We start from the raw sequence: 18,865 nt of genomic DNA on the forward strand, positions 1-18,865 counted from the left end.
CTCAACCTTGGTTAGGCTAACCTTCGCCCGCCGTGACGGCGAACCCGTCCGCCGCCGGGGCCCGTCGCGGCCCCGGGCCAGGACGCGCCCCGGCGAACCCCGCACCCAGAACGAGAGGCCTTCCGTTGCGCATCAGGTATCCGAGTCGACGAAGTATGGTCCGGGCCAGGGTGGTGCGCACCGAGCAGACCACCGACAACTTCGTCACGGTGACGGTCGGCGGCGAGGAACTGGCCGGATTCGAGTTCATGGGTCTGGACCAGTGCACGCGGATCCTCTTCGCCCGGCCGGGCCAGGACCGGTTGCACCTGCCCCACGCCTCCGCCGACGACGGCTGGGTGGCCGAGTTCCGCGCGATGCCCGAGGACCGCCGCCCACACGTCCGCAACTACACCGCCCGCCGGTTCGACGCCGAGGCCCTGGAGATGGACATCGAGTTCGTCGCCCACGGGGACGAGGGGCCCGCGTCGGCCTGGGCCCTGGGCGCACGCCCCGGGGACGAGCTCGGGCTGCTGGCGGAGGGCATCTACTACCTGCCGCCGGAGGACGCCGACTGGCACCTGCTGGTGGGTGACGAGAGTGCCCTGCCCGCCCTGCTGTCGATCCTCGAACAGGCCCCGGCCGACCTGCGCGGGCTGGCGTTCCTGGAGGTGCCCTCCTCGGCCGACATCCGGGAGGTCACCGCCCCCGCCGGGGTGGAGGTGCGCTGGCTGCCGCGCGACGGAGCGCACACGACCCCCGGGAAGCTGGCGCTGGAGGCGGTGAGCGGGGCCGAACTGCCCGAGGGCCGCCCCTACTGCTTCGTGGCCGGTGAGAACGGGCTGCCCACCGGGCTGCGCCGGTTCCTGGTGCGCGACCGCGGCGTGGCCAAGGAGGACATCACGTTCATCGGGTACTGGCGCGCGGGCACGGAGGCCTACGCCTGACCCCGGCACCGCGACCGGCGGCGGTGAACTTCGTCACCCGCTGTGCGACTGTCGGCCCACCGCCCCCCGGCGCGCCACGATGTCCGGTTTGCGCAATGACCCCGACTCCTCCACTATAAGTCTGACTTAGGTGAGCCTAAGCTCACCTCCTTGACTGAATGAGGCCCCATGAACCGCGGTCCGCTGACCCGCGGCGGCGCGATCGCCGCCGGCGCTCTGTCCGTCCTGATGCTCGCCGCCTGCGGTGGCCCCACCTCCGACGCCGAGGAGGGCGGATCCGGCGAGGCCGCCGAAGGCTTCCCCGTCACCGTCGAGACCCTGTTCGGCGACGTGGAGATCGAGGACAGGCCGGCCAACGTCGCAGCCCTGGGCTGGTCCGACGCCGAGACGGCGCTCGCCCTGGGCGTCCAGCCGGTCGGCGTGGCCGACTGGCAGGGCTACGGAGGGGCCGGAGTGGGCCCCTGGGCCGCCGACCTGCTTGAGGAGGAGCCGGTCCAGCTCGGCACCATGGAGCCCAACCTGGAGGCGATCGCCTCCCTGGAGCCCGACGTCATCCTCGACACCCGCTCCGACCACACGCAGGAACGCCACGACCTGCTCTCCCCGGTCGCCCCCGTGGTCGGCCCGCCCCCCGGCGTCGAGGTGACCTACGGCACCACCTGGCAGGAGCAGACACGCCAGGTCGCCCAGGTGCTCGGCGAGGACGCGCGGGGCGAGGAGCTCATCGAGGAGCTGGAGGGCAGCTTCGCCCAGGCACGCGAGGACAACCCCGACTTCGAGGGCATGACCATCGCGGTCGGCGCCTACTTCGACGGCCAGTACGGCGCCTACGTCCCCGGGGACGGGCGGGTCGACCTGTTGGAGGAGCTGGGCTTCGAGAACAAGCCCGAGATCACCGAGATGGCGGAGGACGCGTTCTACGTGGACCTGAGCCCGGAGCTGGTGGAGGTCCTGGACGCGGACCTGACCGTGGTCTTCCCCATCGGCGACGAGGAGACCACGCGCTTCCTGCACGAGGACCCGGTCCTCCAGGGCATCCCGTCCGCCGAGGACGGCCGCCTGGTCATCATGGACGACCTGGAGCTGGCCAACGCCTTCTCCAGCGGTTCCACCCTGGGCGTCGCCCACGCCCTGGAAGGGGTCGTCCCGCTGCTCCAGGAGTCCCTCGGAAGCTGAGGACACCGACCTTCGGCGCGGCGGGCACTCCCCCGCCCGCCCTCCGCCCGCCGAGGGCCCCGTGGAGCGTCCGCCCCACGGGGCCCTCGGCGTCTGCCGACCATCTCGACCCGGAGGGCGCCACCCATCTGGGAGCGTTCCCCATTTCTCGCGAACCCCCCTTGTCCGCAGCCGCCCGGGTACGTACAGTCACTTAACAGTTGTTCAGTGGGTAATCGCCCACAGGGGGCGACCGCCCCACGGCCCGTGCGGAACCCGCTGCTCCCCACGCGTCACGGCGGTGGCCCCGCCACCCGACGACCCCCACGGAGCCCGTATGACCAGGACGAAGAACCCCCGTCGCACCGCCACCGCCGCCACCGCGGTGGCGGCCTCCGCCGCCCTCGCCGCGGCGGTGCTCACCGCCCCCCACTGGAACCCGGCGAGCGCGGCCCCGGCCGACGCCGACCTGAGCTCCGCCCCCGGCGACCTCGTGTGGTCCGACGAGTTCGACGGCGCGGCGGGCAGCGCGCCCGACGCGGCCAACTGGAACCACGAGACCGGCAACCACGGCTGGGGCAACAACGAGCTCCAGAACTACACCGGGAGCCGCGACAACTCCGCCCTCGACGGCAACGGCAACCTCGTCATCACCGCACGCCAGGAGTCCGACGGCTCCTACACCTCGGCCCGCATGACCACCCAGGACAAGGTGGAGCACGCCTACGGGCGGATCGAGGCGCGCATCCAGATCCCCACCGGCCAGGGCGTGTGGCCCGCGTTCTGGATGCTGGGTTCGGACTTCCCCGAGACCCCGTGGCCCGACTCCGGCGAGATCGACATCATGGAGAACGTCGGACACATCCCGGGCACCGTGCACGGCACCGTCCACGGCCCCGGATACTCCGGCGGCGGCGGGATCGGCGCCTCCCACGACCACCCGGACGGCGGGGCCTTCACCGACGACTTCCACGTCTTCGCGGTCGACTGGACCCCCGGCTCGATCACCTGGTCCGTGGACGACGTCCCCTTCAACACCATCACCACGGCCGACGTGGGCGGGAACCCCTGGGTCTACGACCAGGAGTTCTTCATGATCCTCAACGTCGCGATCGGCGGCGAGTGGCCCGGCTACCCGGACGAGACCACCCAGCTGCCGCAGGAGCTGGTGGTCGACTACGTGCGGATCTACGAGCAGTGATCCCCCGCCGCCCCGACCCCGCACCCGAGCGGTCGTGCGGTCGGGGCGGTGCCTCCGGCGGCGGGGTCAGGGCCGAAAGACCGTCTTGACCATGCCGCCCGCCTTCTTCTGGAACGCCTCGTAGGCACGTGGGGCGTCGTCCAGGGACAGGTGGTGGGTGGCGAAGTCCTCCACCCCCAGCACGTCCTCCCCGTCCAGGAGCGGAAGGATCTCCGGCGCCCAGTGGCGCACGTTGGCCTGGCCCATCCTGAGCTGGATCTGCTTGTCGAAGAGGGTCAGCATCGGCATCGGGTCGGCCATGCCGCCGTAGACGCCGATCAGGGACACCGTCCCTCCGCGCCTCACCAGGTCGATCGCGGTGTGCAGCGCCGAGAGCCGGTCCACACCCGCCGTCTCCATCAGCCTCGCGGCGGCGCTCCGGGGCAGGAGCGTGACCATCTTCTGGACGATCCTCGCCGGCCCGTGCCCGGAGGCCTCCATACCGACGGCGTCGATGACCGCGTCCGGGCCCTGCCCGCGGGTGCGCTCGCGGATCTCCCCGACCAGGTCGTCGGTACCGCCGGAGGAGTCGAACACCTCCACCCCCCGGGCGGCGGCGCGTGCGCGGCGCTCGGGTACGGGGTCCACGCCGAACACGCGCCCGGCCCCCAGGTGGCGGGCGACCCGGCAGCACATGTCGCCGATCGGCCCCAGCCCCAGGACCGCCACCGAACCCCCCTCGGGCACGTCCGCGTAGCGGACCGCCTGCCAGGCCGTGGGCAGGACGTCGGAGAGGAACACGTACCGGTCGTCGTCGCCCTGGGCGGGCACGGGGATGGCGTTCGCCTCCACGCGGGGGACCCGCAGGTACTCCGCCTGCGCGCCGGGGACGGATCCGTACAGCGAGCTGTAGCCGTAGATCGGCGCGCCCATGCCCTGCTCGTCGTCCCTGGTGTTCTCGCACTGGGTCTGGAGTCCGCTGCCGCACGTGGCGCAGTGGCCGCAGGAGATCTGGAAGGGGACGACGACCCGGTCGCCCGGGGCCAGGGCGGTCACACCGGGGCCGACCTCCTCGACGACGCCCAGGGGTTCGTGGCCGAGCACGTCACCCGGGGTCATGAAGGGGCCGAGTACCTCGTACAGGTGCAGGTCGGAGCCGCACAGCCCCGAACTGGTGACCCGGATGACGGCGTCACCGGGGTCCTCGATCCGCGGGTCGGGGACCTCGGCGGCCCCGACGTCCCTCGTACCGTTCCACACGACTGCCTTCATGGTTCCCCCCGGTGTCGCCTCCTGCGGTCGGCGCCCGGGGCCGTGCTGCCCGAGGGCGGCCGTGCCCGCCCACTACCCCCGGGTCGGCAACGGAAAACGGGCTCTCCCGGCCAGTCGGCGGAAAAACTCGGTATCGAAAGTATTCGATACCGGTGGGTATGCCCATCTCACCTCCATGAACGACGCACCGGGGAGCCCCGTCCCCCGCACGCCCCGGGACCGAGGTCCGGCGCCGCCTGCTGGGCACCAGCCGCTGACACCCGGGTGCGCCCAGGACCGGGGTCGGACCCTAGAACGGCCAGGTGATGATCAGCAGGCCCAAGACCGGAATCGACAGAACGATGGGACAGAAAACTCTGACCGGCACACCTGAGAAGGAAACGTAAAGACACATCCTGTGCACCAGGAATCCCATGGCGAAGGCCGCCATGGAGATGGCGGCCACCAGGGCGGTGGAATCCTCGGTGAAAACGAGTGAGATCGGGAGGGCGAAGTAGAAGAAGCCGGCCACGGCGGCAGAGGTTGTTTTCGTCGCCTCGAAATGAGGCGAAGCCTTCGTGGATGATCTCCTTTTCTCCCACAGGAAGGCGGCGAGGCTCGGGAGAGTCGTTATCGCGAGGAGTGCGACATAACTCACGAGCAGCACCGCGAACGCCACCGCGGGGCGCACGTCGGAGGATATGCTCCACGGGAGAAGGAGAAGCAGGGACGCATGAATACCGCCCCCGGACGCGACCCTGGACCCTGCCTCGGTGACGGTCATGCACTTCCTCTGCCTCGGGGGTCCCCACGTGGGAAGTGACCGTTCTCGGAGGTCACGGGAACAGGTGGCCGGACGAAGACGGCGTCGACGTCCTCGGACCAGGACGTCGAGTGAAACTTGTTGTCGGCGCAGGCAGATCCAGCCGCAAGGGAGGTATTTTTTGCAAAATTACAATCCTTCACGGGCTTCGTCAAGGTTCTGAAGCCCGGGAACATTTTGGGGTTTCCGCAGGTGGCAAAGGACTGGAACCGAGTACCCGCAGTTCAGGGGGCGTCCTAATTCTCCGGGCATTCTCCGTTCCTCCCGCGGGTGGGACTCCGGGCCGGCGGGGAGACTTTCCACGTGCGTGGGTGAGGCCGGCTCCACGCTGCGCGTTGCCTTCCGGGGGCGCAACGGAGCATGGATCCACAGCTGTGCCGGCGCCCTCGAAATGACCGTGCCCGGCCCCACCGGAGAAGCGCCCCCCGGAACTGCCGGTCGGGGCCGCCGTCGCCCCGGTCACCGTCTCCCGTGCCCGGCACCGGGACGCCCCTGTTCACGGCACACACGGGGTCGGGCTCCCCGAAGAGGGCCCGGCCGCCCGCGAACCGTGCCGTCCAGGGACGGTAAGGACGCCGGACGCGACCCGGCGAGCGCGCCCGAGCGGGGGCGACCTCAGCGGACGACGTCGAACACCTGCTTCTGGACGCCGTTGGAGTACGCCTCGTGCTCGACCAGGCGCAGCTTCGCGGCGTCCTGGTCCGCGTCGCTGAACAACCGCTTGCCCGCGCCCAGGAGTACCGGGAAGACGAGCAGGTGGTAGCGGTCGACCAGCCCGGCGTCGGCGAGAGCGCGTCCCAGGGTGGAACTGCCCTGGACGGAGATCGGCCCGTCGCCGGTCTCCTTGAGTGCCGCGACGTCGTCGACCGAACGCAGGATCGTGGCAGGCCAGCGCGGGTCCTCCTGTGTGAGCGTGGTGGAGACCACGTACCGGGGCATGGCGTTGTAGCCGGCGAACTCCTCCACCATGGTCGGCCAGACCGGCGCGAAGGCCTCGTAGCTGCGGCGGCCGAGCAGGAGGGCCGCGGCCTCCTTCTGTTCCCTGGCCTTGATCTCGTAGGCGGCCTCGTCCATCTCGATGTTCTTGAAGGTCCAGCCCGCGTTGCGGTAGCCGGGCTCACCGCCGGGGGCCTCCATGACTCCATCCACGGACACGAACGCGGTGACGATCAGGGTACGCACAGTCGACTCCTGGGTTGCTCTGTCTGCCTCTTCACCCTGACGTCGAACGGGCACGGGCCAGATCGACACGCGAGGATGATTTTTCTCCGGCGGTGTCGGTGCGGCACCGCAGGGACCCGCCGAGGCCCGTGAGCCGGGGGGATCCACACGACCATCGCCCAGCTCGCGGACGAGCTCGCGGACGCCCTGTTCGACGCCGACCCCGTCAGGTCACCAGACCCTGGCGGTAGGCGTAGACGACCGCCTGGACGCGGTCGCGGAGCGAGAGCTTCGTGAGGATGCGCGACACGAAGGTCTTGACGGTCTCCTGGCTCAGCACGAGGGCTCCGGCGATCTCCCTGTTGGAGAGACCGTCCGCGATGAGGCGTAGGACCTGCAGTTCGCGGGGGGTCAGCGGGATGTCCTTCGGGGTGCCCTCGGCGGGCCTGACCCGGGCGGCGTACCTGCCCACGAGCTGGCGGGTCACCTCGGGGTCCAGCAGTGCCCCGCCGGTGGACACCGTGCGGATCCCGTGCAGCAGCTGGGCCGGGGGCGCGTCCTTGAGCAGGAATCCGCTCGCGCCCGCGCGCAGCGCCTCGTAGACGTACTCGTCCAGGTTGAATGTCGTGACGACGAGCACCTTGACCGGCTGGGGCACCCCGGCGCCGGCCAGCCGACGGGTGGCCCCGATGCCGTCGAGCACCGGCATGCGCACGTCCATCACCACGACGTCCGGCCGCAGCCGCTCGCTGAGGTCGACCGCGGCCTGCCCGTCCCCGCACTCGCCCACCACCTCCAGGTCGGGTTGGGCGTCGATGATCGTCACCAGTCCGGTGCGGATCAGCACCTGGTCGTCGCAGACCAGGACTCGGATCGGAGCGGTCACGACTGGCTCCCGGCGGGGATGCGCGCCCGTACGACGAAGCCGCCCTGCGGTCCCGGTCCCGCGCTGAAGTCGCCGCCCAGGACGTCGACCCGTTCGCGGAGGCCGACGAGGCCCCGCCCGGTCCCTCCGGGGGTTCCGGCCGTCGAGCCGGAACCGTCCGTGCTGACCTCCACCTTGATCTCCTTCTCGCTGTGGTGCACCTGGACCGCGGTCCGGCTCCCGTGGGCATACTTGAGTGCGTTGGTCAGGGCCTCCTGCACGACCCGGAAGGCCACGAGGTCAGCGCTGCCCTTGGACTCCGCCGGCGTGCCCTCCTCGGTGAACTCCACCGGCTGCCCGGCCCGGCGCGTCTGCTCCACGAGTGGGAGGAGCCTGGCGACGGGCGGGGGCGTGTCCTGGGTGCCGTGGTCGGGGTTGAGCAGGTCGAGCAGGTGCCGCAGGTCGGTGATGGCGCGTCGGCCGGTGTCGGTGACCGCGGCCAGGGACTGGTCGAGGCGTTCGGGCGCGCCGGTCAGATACCGCGCCGCCTCGGACTGCACCACCATCGCCGTGACGTGGTGGGTCACGACGTCGTGGAGCTCGCGTGCGATGCGGGTGCGTTCGGCGGTGCGGGTGTCCTCGGCGACGCGGCGGCGGTGTTCGGCTTCCATGGCCCGGGTGGAGCGCAGCCACGCCCCGAGGCCCCACATGAAGGCCAGCGCCAGGTAGAACGTCACGTACCCGGCCGGCGACTCGCCCGCCCCGAGCAGCGGGAAGGCTGCCGTCAGAACGAGGTACGCGGCGGAGAAGGCGAGCACGGTGGCGCGCCGGCGCCCCTCCAGGTGGGCCGCCGTGCTCAGCACCGCGATGGCCAGCGCCGTGCCCGCGAACGAGTGGTAGCCGCGGAGCTGGTCGAGGGCGAAACCGAGGGACACCAAGGTGAGGCAGAGGGCCGGCAGCCGTCGGCGCAGGGCGAGGGGGAGGCTCTGGAGGGCGATCGCGACGACGGCCGTCAGGTCCAAGGGGCGGTCCGGCATGCCGCCGAACTGCGTCCCGACGTTGTGGAACGCCGGCACGGACGACATGGCGAGGATGAGCAGTCCCAGCGGGAGATCGCGGACCGTGACGTCGAGCCCGCGCCACAGGTCCGGGAACCGCCGTGGATCGATCATTTCGGAAGTGTAGTGGGGGCGTCGCCCCTGCCGGTGCGGGGACGTTCTTCGGGGCGCACGGGGGCGGCCCCGGGCTCGCCCGGTGTGTGCCGGGCAGGTTTTCGGGCAGGCTCCACCCCCGGCTGCGGTCCGGCCCCGCGGCCCCGAGTTCACCGGCGCTGCCCGCCATGGTCCCCAGGACGGCACAAGGGTGGGTGCGACAGGGCCTCCCTCCGGCCGCCCCCGAACCCTAGTCTGAACGGGTGAGGACGGTCGGCGGTCGTACCGCCCCCGCCCCTCGGGCACCTCCGGGGTCGCGCTGCGGGCGGTCTCCGCCCGGCGCGGCGAACACCCCCGCGAAGAAACCGGGGACCCGACCTCACAGCCCGCTCCCAGTGGGTGGGGTCCGCGCGCGGACCACCGCGCCGGTTCCCACCACCGGGCGCCCCTGTCCGATGCCGTGAACCGAGAGCGAGATGACAGATCACCGATGACGTGGACCTCCGAAGAGTTGACGCTGATCTCCGCCAACGAGGAGATCGTCCTGACGGTCGCGCGCGAAAGGCGCGTGCTGCGTCGGGGACAGAGGATCTGGGTGGTGCGTGAGGGGGACGACCTCTACGTCCGGGCGCTGGGCGGCCCCGCGTCCGGCTGGTACCAGGACGCACGCACCCGCCGCAAGGGCAGTATCCGGGCCGGGGGCCTGCGCAGGAACGTCGCGTTCGCTGCCGCCGACCCCGACGCCCGTGGTCGGATCGACGCCGCCTACCGGAACAAGTACGGCCACTACGCCGCGGCCATCATCGAGACGGTGACCGGTCACCAGGCGGCCTCCACGACACTCCGGCTCCTGCCGTGCTCCCCGCAGACCCCCGCGTGCTCGGCGGCCACGGCCCGGGACGTCTCCGGCCGCCGCTCCCGGCGCGGTGCTCCGGTGGGACAGGGCCTGCCGTGGCAGGCCCTGTTCGACCGTTCCCGCCGCCAGGGCGAGAACGCCTGAGGACGTCCACCGGGACCACGGCCGGCGGCCTCGAACTGGGTGTATGCCGTTCTCGCATGGGATTGGTCGTTTTCGTCTTGGACGGTATCGGCGGTGCGGCCCAGACTACGGACAGGGCACGGGACGGCGACGGTGTCCCGCGGGCATCCCCTGCGGTGTACCGCCTCACCGGGCCCGGCCGGACCGCACCGCCCTGACCGCAGGGCGGCGCGCACCAGACCAGGAGGAGACGCCCATGTTGTTCCCCACGGCCCGCAGTACCGGGTTCGCGGCCCTGACCGCTCTCGTACTCGTACCGGCCACCGCCTGTGCGGGTTCGGACACCGCGCCCGCCGCGGAGGCGGAGGTGTCGGGGTCCCAGGCCGTGGCCGAGGACCTCTCCGGCGAGTTCGAGCAGTTGGAGACGGAGTTCGACGCCCGGCTGGGGGTCTACGCGGTGGACACGGGGACCGGGGAGGAGGTCTTCCACCGCGATGACGAGCGGTTCGGCTACGCCTCCACCCACAAGGCGTTCTCGGCCGCCCTGGTCCTGGGGCAGAACACCCCCGAGGAGATGGAGGAGGTCATCACCTACACCGCCGACGACCTGGTCGACTACTCCCCCGTCACCGAGGAGCACGTCGACACCGGGATGACGCTGCTGGAGGTGGCCGACGCCGCCGTGCGCTACAGCGACAACACCGCCGCCAACCTGCTGTTCGAGGAGTTGGGCGGGCCAGACGAGTTCGAGCAGGACATGAGGGAGATCGGCGACGACGTGATCTCGGCGGACCGCATCGAGCCCGAGCTCAACGAGGTCCCTCCCGGTGAGACCCGGGACACGAGCACACCGCGCGCGATGGCCGAGAGCCTGGACGCGTTCGTGCTCGGGGACGTCCTGGCGGAGGACCAGCGCACCGTGCTCACCGACATGCTCGTCAACAACACGACCGGCGACGAGCTGATCCGCGCCGGGGTCCCCGAGGACTGGCGGGTCGGCGACAAGACCGGGGGCGGTAGCCACGGTTCGCGCAACGACATCGCCGTCGTCTGGCCCTCGGAGGGGGACCCCATCGTGATCGCGGTCATGTCCACCCGCGAGCAGGAGGACGCCGAGTTCGACAACGCGCTGATCTCCGAGGCGACGGAGATCGTCGTGGAGGAACTGGTCCCGTAGGCGTCGGCGACGCCGCGACCCCGGCCGGTGGCCCTCCACCGGCTGGGGCGCACATCAGCCCCGGGCGCGGATGCCCGGGGTCACCGCGACCGCGGCGGCGGAGAACACCGCGCTCACCGCGAACACGGCGGGCAGGCCGGCGGTCGTGATCACCGCCGCCATGAGTACCGGTGTCAGGGTCGTACTGATGGCCTGGAGCCAGTTCTGCACGGCCAGTGCCCGCCCGGCCCACGCGGTCCCGGCGATCTCGGCGACGGCGGTGAAGGTCAGGCCGTTGTGCCACATCGTCAGGACCAGGCACGCCAGCAGCAGGGGCACGGCCGTCCACGCCCAGGCGTGGGGCAGCAAGGCGAGGAGGACCAGGCAGGCCCCAGAGACCACCGCCAGCCACCGCACGGGCCTCATCCGGTCTCCGGTCCGGTCCGACCGGACCCCGAGCAGCAGGCGCCCCGCGGCCCCGGGTACCTGCGCCACCGCGACCACCGCTCCGGCGGCGGGCGGGCTCCACCCCTGTTCCTGGACGAGGTAGACGAGCGCGTACGTCATCAGCGCGACCTGGGGGACCCCGAGGAGCATGCTCACGCCGTGCACCCGCCAGATCGGCCGGCTCCGGTACGGCGACCCCGCGGCCGCGGGGGCCGCCCTCTCCTCCGCGTGCGAGGAGCGGCGTGCGGGCCGCGTCGTGGGCGGGCCCGGCGCCGTCGCGAGCACGAGGGGCACGGCCAGGAGCGCGAGCGCGGCCGGGAGCGTCATCGCCGCGACGAACCCCCAGGCGTCGGCCGCCCCGGGCAGCACGAGGGCCGAGAGCCCCACTCCCAGGGGGAGCGCCGACTGGCGGATCCCCATGGCCAGGCCCCGCTCCCCGGCGTCGAACCAGGCCAGCACCAGTCGGCCGCTGGCCGCGTTGACCGGGCCGCCGACCGCTCCCACGAGTACCAGGGCCACCACGGCGCCCCACAGGTCCGAGACGATCCAGAGGGCGCCGAGCGCGCCCGCCGTCAGCACCAGGCTCAGCGCCATCGTCGAGCGCTCCCCGACCCGGTCGATCACCACGCCCCACATCAGGAGGGTGAGCAGCAGTCCGAGGGAGGGGAGTCCGGCCAGCATCCCCGCCTGCGCGGTCGTGATCCCGAAGGCGTCCCGCAGCTGCGGGAGCACGATGGGCACGCCGAACATCGCCGACACGCTGGCCACCTGCGCCACCATGCTGACGGAGAGGATGATCCAGCGATTGCGTACGGGCACCCCGCCAGCCTAGGTTCCGCGGATCATTGCGGGCTCGCGTCCCCCAGGCTGCCTCTCGCCGCACCGACTGCGCTCGGGCAGCCGAACCCGGGCTGACCTGCGCTACTCGTCCTGCGAGAGATGGCCTGGCAGCCGCTCGCGTCGATCGGCGCAAGCGCCGAGTCAACCGAGAGCATCCACGGACCACGCCCTCGGGACGCGTCCTGCGCAGGTCCCCCGCCCCGGGCGGGCCCGCGGGGGCGTAGCCTGCCACTCTGCACGGCACCTTTTCCGACGGCATCCAGGACGGGGAGAGCACATGGCAAACGGGAAGAACCTGCCCGGGCGCAGTCAGCGGGTCATCGAGGCACTCGCGGAGTTCGGGGCCGGTGACCGGGTGCGGGAACTGCCCGCGTCGACCCGCACCGCCGCCGAGGCCGCCGAGGCGCTGGGCTGCGAGGTCGGGGCGATCGCGAACAGCCTGGTGTTCATGGCCGACGGGCACCCGCTGCTGGTGATGACCAGCGGACGCCACCGGGTGGACGTGGCGCTGCTGGCCGAACGCCTGGGCAAGGAGACCATCCGGCGCGCCGAACCCGAGGAGGTGCGCGCCGCCACCGGCCAGGTCATCGGCGGGGTGGCGCCCCTGGGTCACCCGGCGCCCGTCGAGACGGTCGTGGACACCGTGCTGGAGGAGTACCCGCAGCTGTGGGCGGCCGGCGGTACGCCCAACACGCTCTTCCACACCGACTACGCGGAGCTGCTGAAGATGACGGGCGGGACCCCGGTCGCCGTCGACTGAGGGGCACGGACCCGGAGGTCACCGCCGGGGCGGGACGGGCCGCGACCGGTCCTCAGCAGCGCTCGCGCAGGGTGGCGACCCCCTCGCCGTGGAGCTCGTCGCAGTACGCCCCGCGGCCGGTCATCGCCATGACGAGCGCCAGGGTCGGTCCGGACACCGGGAGCCCGGAGCCGGTGGTGAAGGGGCCGTCCGTGGCGGCCAGGCGCAGCCCGCCGATCCGGCCCTTGGCCACGACCACCAGGTCGGAACCGCTGTAGTACCCGGCCAGCCGCGTGAGGGTGGCGAGGGGGTAGGCGCGGCTGATCCCCAGGGGGCGGCGGATGTCCTCCGCGTGGACGATCGTTTCACCGAGGCAGGCCACGACCGGGCCGACCGGGGTGGTGGTGTTGGCCGCGGCGCGGCGGAAGTTGTCCAGCGTCGCGGCCGGGCTCTCACCGAGCTGCTCGGCCAGGCGCATCTCCACCTGCTTGTCGAAGTCGAACCGGCAGCGGATCACCCCCGCCATCCAGCGTGTCCAGCTCAGCCCGGCTGCCGACGCCAGGTGGGCGAGGACCTCGCGCACGCTCAGTCCGGTGCACAGGGACGGGGTGGCCCACTGCTGCTCGGTGAGGTGCGCGAGGTCGGCGGCGAGGGAGTCCCGTTCGCGGTGGACGTCGTGCCAGAGAGGGTTCATGCGGGGAGCCTAGGCTCCGCCACCGACATCGGGGCCGTACCCCCGGGGCTCAGCCGTCGGCTGTGCGGGCGACGGTGACGATGTCGGCACTCGTGGCGGTGAACGGCCCCCGCGACCAGTCGCCGTGGCGGGCCTCGACCTCCAGCCCGGCACCGCGCAGGAACCCGTCGACGCCCTCCGCGTCCAGGAAGCGCAGGCTTCCCCGGTCGACCCGGAGGGTCTCCCCGTCACCGGTGGCGGTGGTCTCGGTGAGCGTGACGACGTCACCGTCCACCGACTCGACCCGGTGTGAGACGCGCAGCGCTCGCCCGCGGTGGTCGACCACGTCGGTGGCGTTCTGCGCGGTCCATCCCTCCCAGGCGCGGGCGAGGGGGTTGCGTGTGCCGAACACGAACCTGCCGCCGGGGACCAGTGCCGCCCGGATGGCGGCGAGGGAGGAGCGGAGGTCGTCGTCGGTCACGAACACCTGGAAGGCGTTGCTGGCCATGACGGCGAGCTCGAACTCGCCGTCCCACGTCATCTCGTCGGCGCGGCCCCGGACCCAGGTGATGTCGTCGCGGACGCGCGCCCGGTCGAGTGAGGCCGGGTCGGGATCCAGCCCGCAGAGCCGCCCGGCGTGCCCGTTCTCGCGGGCCCGGTGCAGCAGCATGCCGGTGCCGCAGCCGACGTCCAGGACGGACGTGGAGGCCATGACGTGGGAGAGGTAGAAGTCGTCGCTCGGGGCCCAGGCGTTGAGGAGGTCGTAGAGGGAGGCCGCGTCGGCGTCGGAGTACATCGCTACAGTGTGCTGTCGTTCGGCCCCGTTCCGCCAGGGCCTTTGGCCCGGTTCGACCGTCGCGTCGAGCGCACCCCCGCCTCCTCGGGCGGCCGCTCTTTCCCGGTCCCGGGTGCGGAGGGTGTGGGCGGTGGCGGGGGTTTTCGACACCCGGTACCCCCGGTCATGGCGGTACCTGCTGTCCTGTCGCTGATCCCGTTGGAGTGGTACGCGTCGGACGGGCGGGCGGACAAGACTGTGGCGGGGCTTTCGGCCAAGCTCCCATGAGCTCGCGGGCGCCCTTCCGGTCGCGTGCGGCGGCTTCCCGGAGCGAGTCGGCGAATCCCGTCGGGGACAGCCGGTCTTCGTCGCCCAGTCTGTGGGTCGGACCTGCCGGAGAAGCCACCACACATCCTCCCGGTCAGTCGTGGAAGGGCTCGCCGGTCACGACGTGGTCGGCGTGGTTGAGCGCCTCCAGCACCAGGCGGCGCAGGTGGCCGTCGCGCAGCCGGTAGATGGCGTGCCGGGACTGCTTGCGCGACTCCACCAGTCCGGCCAGGCGCAGCTTGGCCAGGTGCTGGGAGACCGCGGTACGCGAGGCCCCGCAGGTCTCGGTCAGCTGGCCCACGTCCGCCTCGCCCGAGGCCAGGGTCCACAGCAGGTGCAGCCGGGTGGGGTCCGACAGCAGGGCGAACACCCCTGCGGCCACGGCGAGCCGCTCGTGTTCGGGCGGTGCCGGGTGCACGCGGCTGGGGGCGGCCTGCTCGTCACTGGTGCGCATGTGCGCAGTCTAGGACTCGTACACACCCCGGGGACTGGACAACTCCGCAACACATGACATCATGTGCGTACTTGCGCACATATGTGGTGCGTTTGCTCGTGTCCCCTTCTTCTCGGGTGGTGGTCGTGGTGTGGCGGGTATTGGCGGACTTCGCCTCCTACCGCAGGTTGTTCTACGCCCAGGTCGTGGCGCTGGCGGGCACGGGGATGGCCACCGTCGCCCTGGCGCTGCTGGCCTACGAACTGGCCCCGCACCAGGCGGGACGGGTGGTGGCCACCGCCCTGACCGTCAAGATGCTCGCCTACGTGGGCGCCGGCCCCCTGCTGACCGCGGCCCTGGCACGGGCCCCGCGCAAGGCGGTGCTGGTGGGCGCCGACGCGGTGCGCGCCCTGGCTGTGGCCTGCCTGCCCTTCGTGGACCAGGTGTGGCAGGTGTACGTGCTCATCGCCGTGCTCCAGTGCGCCTCGGCGGCCTTCACCCCCACCTTCCAAGCACTCATCCCCGAACTGGTGGACGACCGCGGCTACACCTCCTCCCTGGCACTGTCCCGCTTGGCCTATGACCTGGAGGCGCTGGCCTCCCCGCTGCTGGCCGCGCTGGTGCTGCTCGTGGTTCCTTTCGACGGACTGTTCGCGCTGACCGCGCTCGGCTTCGCCGCCTCCGCCCTGCTGGTGGCCACCACCGCCCTGCCCGCGCCGTTGCCTGACTCGCAGAGTCCGCGCCGGGCCGCGGCGAGTTGGCGGGTCTTCGCCACCGACCGGCGCCTGCTGGCACTGATGGCGCTGAACATGGCCGTGGCCGTGGTCACCGCGCTGGTCCTGGTCGATACCGTCGTCCTCGTCCGCACCCACCTGGACGGCAACGACACCGGTGTGGCGCTGGCACTGGCATGCTTCGGAGCCGGGTCCATGGCGGTGGCCCTGGCGCTGGGCTTCCTGGTGGACCGGTTCGGCACGCGCACGCTGATGCTCAGCGGTCCCGTCGTGCTCACGGCGGGGGCGGCGGCCCTGACCCTGAGCTGGACACTGGCGCCGGGGCCGCCGGCGCTCGGCGCTGGGTGGGTGGTACTGGGCGCGGGGTGCGCGCTGGTGTCCGCCCCCACCGGGCGGCTGCTGCGCGAGGCCGCCCCCGAGGGAGGCCTGGCCGGGGTCTTCGCCGCCCAGTTCTCCCTCTCCCACGCCTGCTTCCTGCTCACCTACCCGCTGGCCGGCTGGGCCGAAGGCCTGGACCCGGTCCTGGTCCTGGGCGGGGCCGGGGTGCTGACGGGGCTGTGCGCCGCGGCGGCGGCGGGACTGTGGCGCCCCGGTCCGCCGACCGCGGAACGGGCCTCCGCGGTCACGGGCCGCTGACGTCTGCGGATTCCGGGGCCGTCTCGCCACCGAACACCTACCCGCGGCCGAGTGCCACGGCAGGCACGCAGCGCGTCGACGCGGGCAAAGGGACACCAAGTCGCAGCCAAAACTACTTTAAGTTATATAATAAATACATAGGGTTATCATCTGGGGGTCGTGGATATCTATTCCGCAGGGACGGAACCGATTCCGGTCCCAGACGTGGCTCCTGCGCCACTGCACCGCCACGGTGGAGTGCCAGGCCATACCGAGAGGAACCCGTATGAACCGCAAGAGCGTGACCCGTCTTGTCTTCGCCGCCGTCGTTGCCCCCGCTCTGGCTCTCGGCGCCCCGGCTGTGGCCATGGCGGACACTTTCTTCGGTGCCAGCTACAGCGAGGCCGGCCCTCACGGGGCTTTCGAGGGCAGTGTCGTCTCCGCCGCCAAGAACGGTCTGGGCGACGGCAAGGGCGGTAGCTTCTACGCCAAGAAGTTCAGCCAGGCCGGCCCCCACGGGGCTTCCCAGGGCGTCGTGATCAGCGCCGCCGGCTAGGACGTTCTGAGTACGGGGCCACGGGCTCACCGCCCGTGGCCCCTCAAGGGACACCGCCCAGACACGGGTGATCTCCGGCGCGGTTGCGGAAGGGCGCCGCGCCGGAGTCGTTTTCCACCTCAGAACACGATTGGCAGGATCGATGGTTCTTTCATCTCGCGCCCTGGCCACGACGGTCCTCGCCCTGGGCATCGCCCTGGGCGCGCCCGCGGCCGCCGCGGCCGACGCCCGCTTCCAGAGCGTGGACAGCTTCGCAGGGCCGCAGGGGTCCGGTATCACCGTGATCCGCAGCGTGGTCGCCGACGACGGGACGGTCACCTACGAGAAGGTGACCTACTCCGCCGGCCCCGACGGCGCTCAGGTGAGCCGCACCCACAGCGCGGCGAAGTGAGGTCGAGGACGCCCTCGTGCGAGCGCGGGTGGCCCCGGTCCGGTTGACCGGGGGACCCGCCCCGCTCCTGGGCGATGGACGGCCCCGCCTCCGCTTGGGTTCTAGCGGTGGTCGCAACACCCTGACTTTGGGGAGGTTGCGGCCACCATGTCGTTTTCGAAGGAAGAACTGGCCCGGCTGCGGGCCAGGTTCCTGGAGCTGATGGCCCAGACCGGCAACGTCACAGACCTAGCCCGCTCCCTTGGTATCAACCGCAACACCGCGTTCGGATGGGCACGCAAAGCCGGACTACGCTCCCAACGACGGCAACGCCCCCACCCGGCCCCCAACGAGTTCACCCCGCTGCCGGGCGGGCACCCCGCGCACCGCTGGGCGGTGGTCTCGGAGGCACTGCGCGCCGAGGCCCGCGGGTACCCCACCCCGCTGGAGCCGGTCACGGTCCCCAACGTGCTGCCCGAAACTCCCCCCGAGGGGCTGCAGGACCGGCACACGGAGTTCCTGGAGCAGATCGGCGCCGCGCCCGGCCGGCCCCTGCTGCTGGTCCCCGTCCGCGTCTTCAGGGTCAAGGGCGTGGAGATCTCGGTCCGGCTCTTCTCCCGCATGCGGCAGGTGAGCCGCGAACAGGGGCGGCCCGATCCCCTTCTCCTGGTCTTCGGCGACCTCGGCGAGGATCCGGACTACACCGAGGAGGTGCTCGACGAGGCCGCGCAGGAGGGGGTGCTGGACCACGTGAGGTTCCTGGACGGGGTACCGCTGCAGAGCCACCGGGGGACGGGCCTGCGCTGGTACCTCGACGAGATCGACCTCCTGCGGGTGAGCGCCGCCACGGGCGGAGGGGTGCTGTTCACACCCAACCGCCCGGACGTGGAGAGCGTGGGGTTGGGAAGTGTTTTCTGAGGGTCTTCGGGTCGGTGATCTGCCGTCCGAGCGACCTCTCGCAAGAGGATGTGCGACGTTCAGCCTGGTGGTGCTGCATGGGCACAGAGGCGCAGCGGCCGCGAGCACGAGGCCACGCCCGGTCCCGTCCCCGTATGGAGGACGCGTCCGTGAACCACGGGCGATGAGTTCGACTGTCACCGGTGGTGGATAGGAATGGCCCTGTCATGTACATGAACCGGACGGAGTGGCATGCCCCCCAAGGCCCGCGGCCTCCATATCAGCCTGCCGATCGCCGACCGCACGAGTTCGATGCTGTTCTACCGCGACACCTTCGGTTTCGAACTCGTCGGCGAACCCGCTGAGGACGGTGTGCCCGAACCTTTGATGTTCCGCGTCGACCAGCGCACCCTGTTGGTGCTCGTTCCCGCCGAGGGGCTCGGTTGGGTCCTCGGTGACAGCCGCGGGCTCGCTCCCGCCGGAACCAGCGAGTGCCTCCTGGGTGTGGAGGTGGCCACCGAGCAGGAGGTCACCGATCTGGTCGAGCGGATCCGCGGCGGCGGGGGAAGGGTGCTCGCCGAACCCCGGCCCGAGCCCTGGGGGTACACGGCCCTGTGCGCCGACCCGGATGGGCACGTCTGGCAGATCGGCATCGAAGCATGACCGGAGCGATGGCCACCACCGCGGCACCGGCCGGGGCCGGGTGGCCGCCCACGCAGAAGCGCAATGGCGGTGGGCCGCAGTCCCACCGGCGGAGGTACGCGCTCACCTGAGACGCCGGAGTCCCCGCACGGACGTGTTTCCGTGCGGGG

Annotated in this window: 20 protein-coding genes; 11 read left to right on the top strand and 9 right to left on the bottom strand. The window is 71.7% G+C overall.

Going from position 1 to position 18,865, the window contains the following annotated elements; genetic code table 11:
• The first annotated feature begins 155 nt into the window (after positions 1-155).
• From ACFWTE_RS08370 to ACFWTE_RS08380, 3 genes are all read left to right on the top strand, one after another.
• A complete protein-coding gene (locus ACFWTE_RS08370) occupies positions 156-926 on the top strand; it encodes a siderophore-interacting protein (protein ID WP_378778645.1) in 771 nt (256 codons plus the stop codon).
• A gap of 168 nt (positions 927-1,094) precedes the next feature.
• Positions 1,095-2,102: an ABC transporter substrate-binding protein gene (locus tag ACFWTE_RS08375; protein WP_378778646.1), complete on the top strand. Its 1,008-nt coding sequence runs from the start codon at positions 1,095-1,097 to the stop codon at positions 2,100-2,102.
• A 316-nt stretch (positions 2,103-2,418) separates the two neighbouring features.
• Positions 2,419-3,282 (top strand): family 16 glycosylhydrolase, encoded by an 864-nt coding sequence (locus tag ACFWTE_RS08380; RefSeq protein ID WP_378778647.1) that lies wholly within the window; start codon positions 2,419-2,421, stop codon positions 3,280-3,282.
• A 66-nt stretch (positions 3,283-3,348) separates the two neighbouring features.
• On the opposite strand, the gene ACFWTE_RS08385 is transcribed toward ACFWTE_RS08380, so the two are convergent.
• From ACFWTE_RS08385 to ACFWTE_RS08405, 5 genes are all read right to left on the bottom strand, one after another.
• Positions 3,349-4,533 (bottom strand): alcohol dehydrogenase catalytic domain-containing protein, encoded by a 1,185-nt coding sequence (locus ACFWTE_RS08385; protein WP_378778648.1) that lies wholly within the window; start codon positions 4,531-4,533, stop codon positions 3,349-3,351.
• Positions 4,534-4,822: 289 nt separating this feature from the next.
• The gene (locus ACFWTE_RS08390; RefSeq protein WP_378778649.1) at positions 4,823-5,296 is read right to left on the bottom strand and encodes a hypothetical protein; all 474 of its coding nucleotides are present in this window, start codon (positions 5,294-5,296) and stop codon (positions 4,823-4,825) included.
• Positions 5,297-5,950: 654 nt separating this feature from the next.
• Positions 5,951-6,517: a dihydrofolate reductase family protein gene (locus ACFWTE_RS08395; protein ID WP_378778650.1), complete on the bottom strand. Its 567-nt coding sequence runs from the start codon at positions 6,515-6,517 to the stop codon at positions 5,951-5,953.
• A gap of 205 nt (positions 6,518-6,722) precedes the next feature.
• Positions 6,723-7,382: a response regulator gene (locus tag ACFWTE_RS08400; protein ID WP_378778651.1), complete on the bottom strand. Its 660-nt coding sequence runs from the start codon at positions 7,380-7,382 to the stop codon at positions 6,723-6,725.
• Positions 7,379-8,533 carry a histidine kinase gene (locus ACFWTE_RS08405; protein WP_378778652.1) on the bottom strand — a complete coding sequence of 385 codons (1,155 nt, stop codon included), beginning with the start codon at positions 8,531-8,533 and terminating at the stop codon, positions 7,379-7,381. Before ACFWTE_RS08405 ends, ACFWTE_RS08400 begins: the two co-directional genes overlap by 4 nt.
• Positions 8,534-9,002: 469 nt before the next feature.
• Between ACFWTE_RS08405 and ACFWTE_RS08410 the strand changes: the two genes are divergently transcribed.
• Together ACFWTE_RS08410 and bla are read left to right on the top strand one after the other, a co-directional pair.
• A complete protein-coding gene (locus ACFWTE_RS08410; RefSeq protein WP_378778653.1) occupies positions 9,003-9,512 on the top strand; it encodes a DUF2255 family protein in 510 nt (169 codons plus the stop codon).
• A gap of 235 nt (positions 9,513-9,747) precedes the next feature.
• Positions 9,748-10,668 carry a class A beta-lactamase gene (gene bla, locus ACFWTE_RS08415; protein WP_378778654.1) on the top strand — a complete coding sequence of 307 codons (921 nt, stop codon included), beginning with the start codon at positions 9,748-9,750 and terminating at the stop codon, positions 10,666-10,668.
• A 54-nt stretch (positions 10,669-10,722) separates the two neighbouring features.
• On the opposite strand, the gene ACFWTE_RS08420 is transcribed toward bla, so the two are convergent.
• Positions 10,723-11,913 (bottom strand): MFS transporter, encoded by a 1,191-nt coding sequence (locus ACFWTE_RS08420; RefSeq protein WP_378778655.1) that lies wholly within the window; start codon positions 11,911-11,913, stop codon positions 10,723-10,725.
• Between the two features lie 298 nt (positions 11,914-12,211).
• Between ACFWTE_RS08420 and ACFWTE_RS08425 the strand changes: the two genes are divergently transcribed.
• Positions 12,212-12,694, top strand: a complete 483-nt coding sequence (locus ACFWTE_RS08425) for a YbaK/EbsC family protein (RefSeq protein ID WP_378778656.1) — start codon at positions 12,212-12,214, stop codon at positions 12,692-12,694.
• Positions 12,695-12,746: 52 nt separating this feature from the next.
• Here the strand turns inward: ACFWTE_RS08425 and ACFWTE_RS08430 are convergent, their stop codons facing one another.
• The 3 genes from ACFWTE_RS08430 to ACFWTE_RS08440 all read right to left on the bottom strand — a co-directional run bounded on the left by ACFWTE_RS08430 (position 12,747) and on the right by ACFWTE_RS08440 (position 14,902).
• The gene (locus ACFWTE_RS08430) at positions 12,747-13,367 is read right to left on the bottom strand and encodes a maleylpyruvate isomerase family mycothiol-dependent enzyme (protein ID WP_378778657.1); all 621 of its coding nucleotides are present in this window, start codon (positions 13,365-13,367) and stop codon (positions 12,747-12,749) included.
• Positions 13,368-13,416: 49 nt separating this feature from the next.
• Entirely contained in the window at positions 13,417-14,142 is a 726-nt protein-coding gene (locus ACFWTE_RS08435) for a class I SAM-dependent methyltransferase (protein ID WP_378778658.1), read from the bottom strand.
• 400 nt (positions 14,143-14,542) lie between these two features.
• Positions 14,543-14,902, bottom strand: a complete 360-nt coding sequence (locus tag ACFWTE_RS08440; protein ID WP_378778659.1) for an ArsR/SmtB family transcription factor — start codon at positions 14,900-14,902, stop codon at positions 14,543-14,545.
• Positions 14,903-15,000: 98 nt separating this feature from the next.
• On the opposite strand from ACFWTE_RS08440, the gene ACFWTE_RS08445 reads away from it, so the two are divergent.
• The 5 genes from ACFWTE_RS08445 to ACFWTE_RS08465 all read left to right on the top strand — a co-directional run bounded on the left by ACFWTE_RS08445 (position 15,001) and on the right by ACFWTE_RS08465 (position 18,716).
• On the top strand, positions 15,001-16,251 hold the full coding sequence (locus tag ACFWTE_RS08445) for an MFS transporter (protein ID WP_378778660.1): 1,251 nt from the start codon (positions 15,001-15,003) through the stop codon (positions 16,249-16,251).
• 265 nt (positions 16,252-16,516) lie between these two features.
• Positions 16,517-16,786: a hypothetical protein gene (locus ACFWTE_RS08450; protein WP_378778661.1), complete on the top strand. Its 270-nt coding sequence runs from the start codon at positions 16,517-16,519 to the stop codon at positions 16,784-16,786.
• A 142-nt stretch (positions 16,787-16,928) separates the two neighbouring features.
• Positions 16,929-17,177, top strand: a complete 249-nt coding sequence (locus ACFWTE_RS08455) for a hypothetical protein (RefSeq protein WP_378778662.1) — start codon at positions 16,929-16,931, stop codon at positions 17,175-17,177.
• 147 nt (positions 17,178-17,324) lie between these two features.
• A complete protein-coding gene (locus tag ACFWTE_RS08460; protein WP_378778663.1) occupies positions 17,325-18,074 on the top strand; it encodes a hypothetical protein in 750 nt (249 codons plus the stop codon).
• 231 nt (positions 18,075-18,305) lie between these two features.
• Positions 18,306-18,716, top strand: a complete 411-nt coding sequence (locus ACFWTE_RS08465) for a VOC family protein (RefSeq protein WP_378778664.1) — start codon at positions 18,306-18,308, stop codon at positions 18,714-18,716.
• Positions 18,717-18,865: the final 149 nt, after the last annotated feature.

The sequence above is a fragment of the Nocardiopsis sp. NPDC058631 genome, assembly GCF_042716955.1.
GTDB lineage: Bacteria > Actinomycetota > Actinomycetes > Streptosporangiales > Streptosporangiaceae > Nocardiopsis.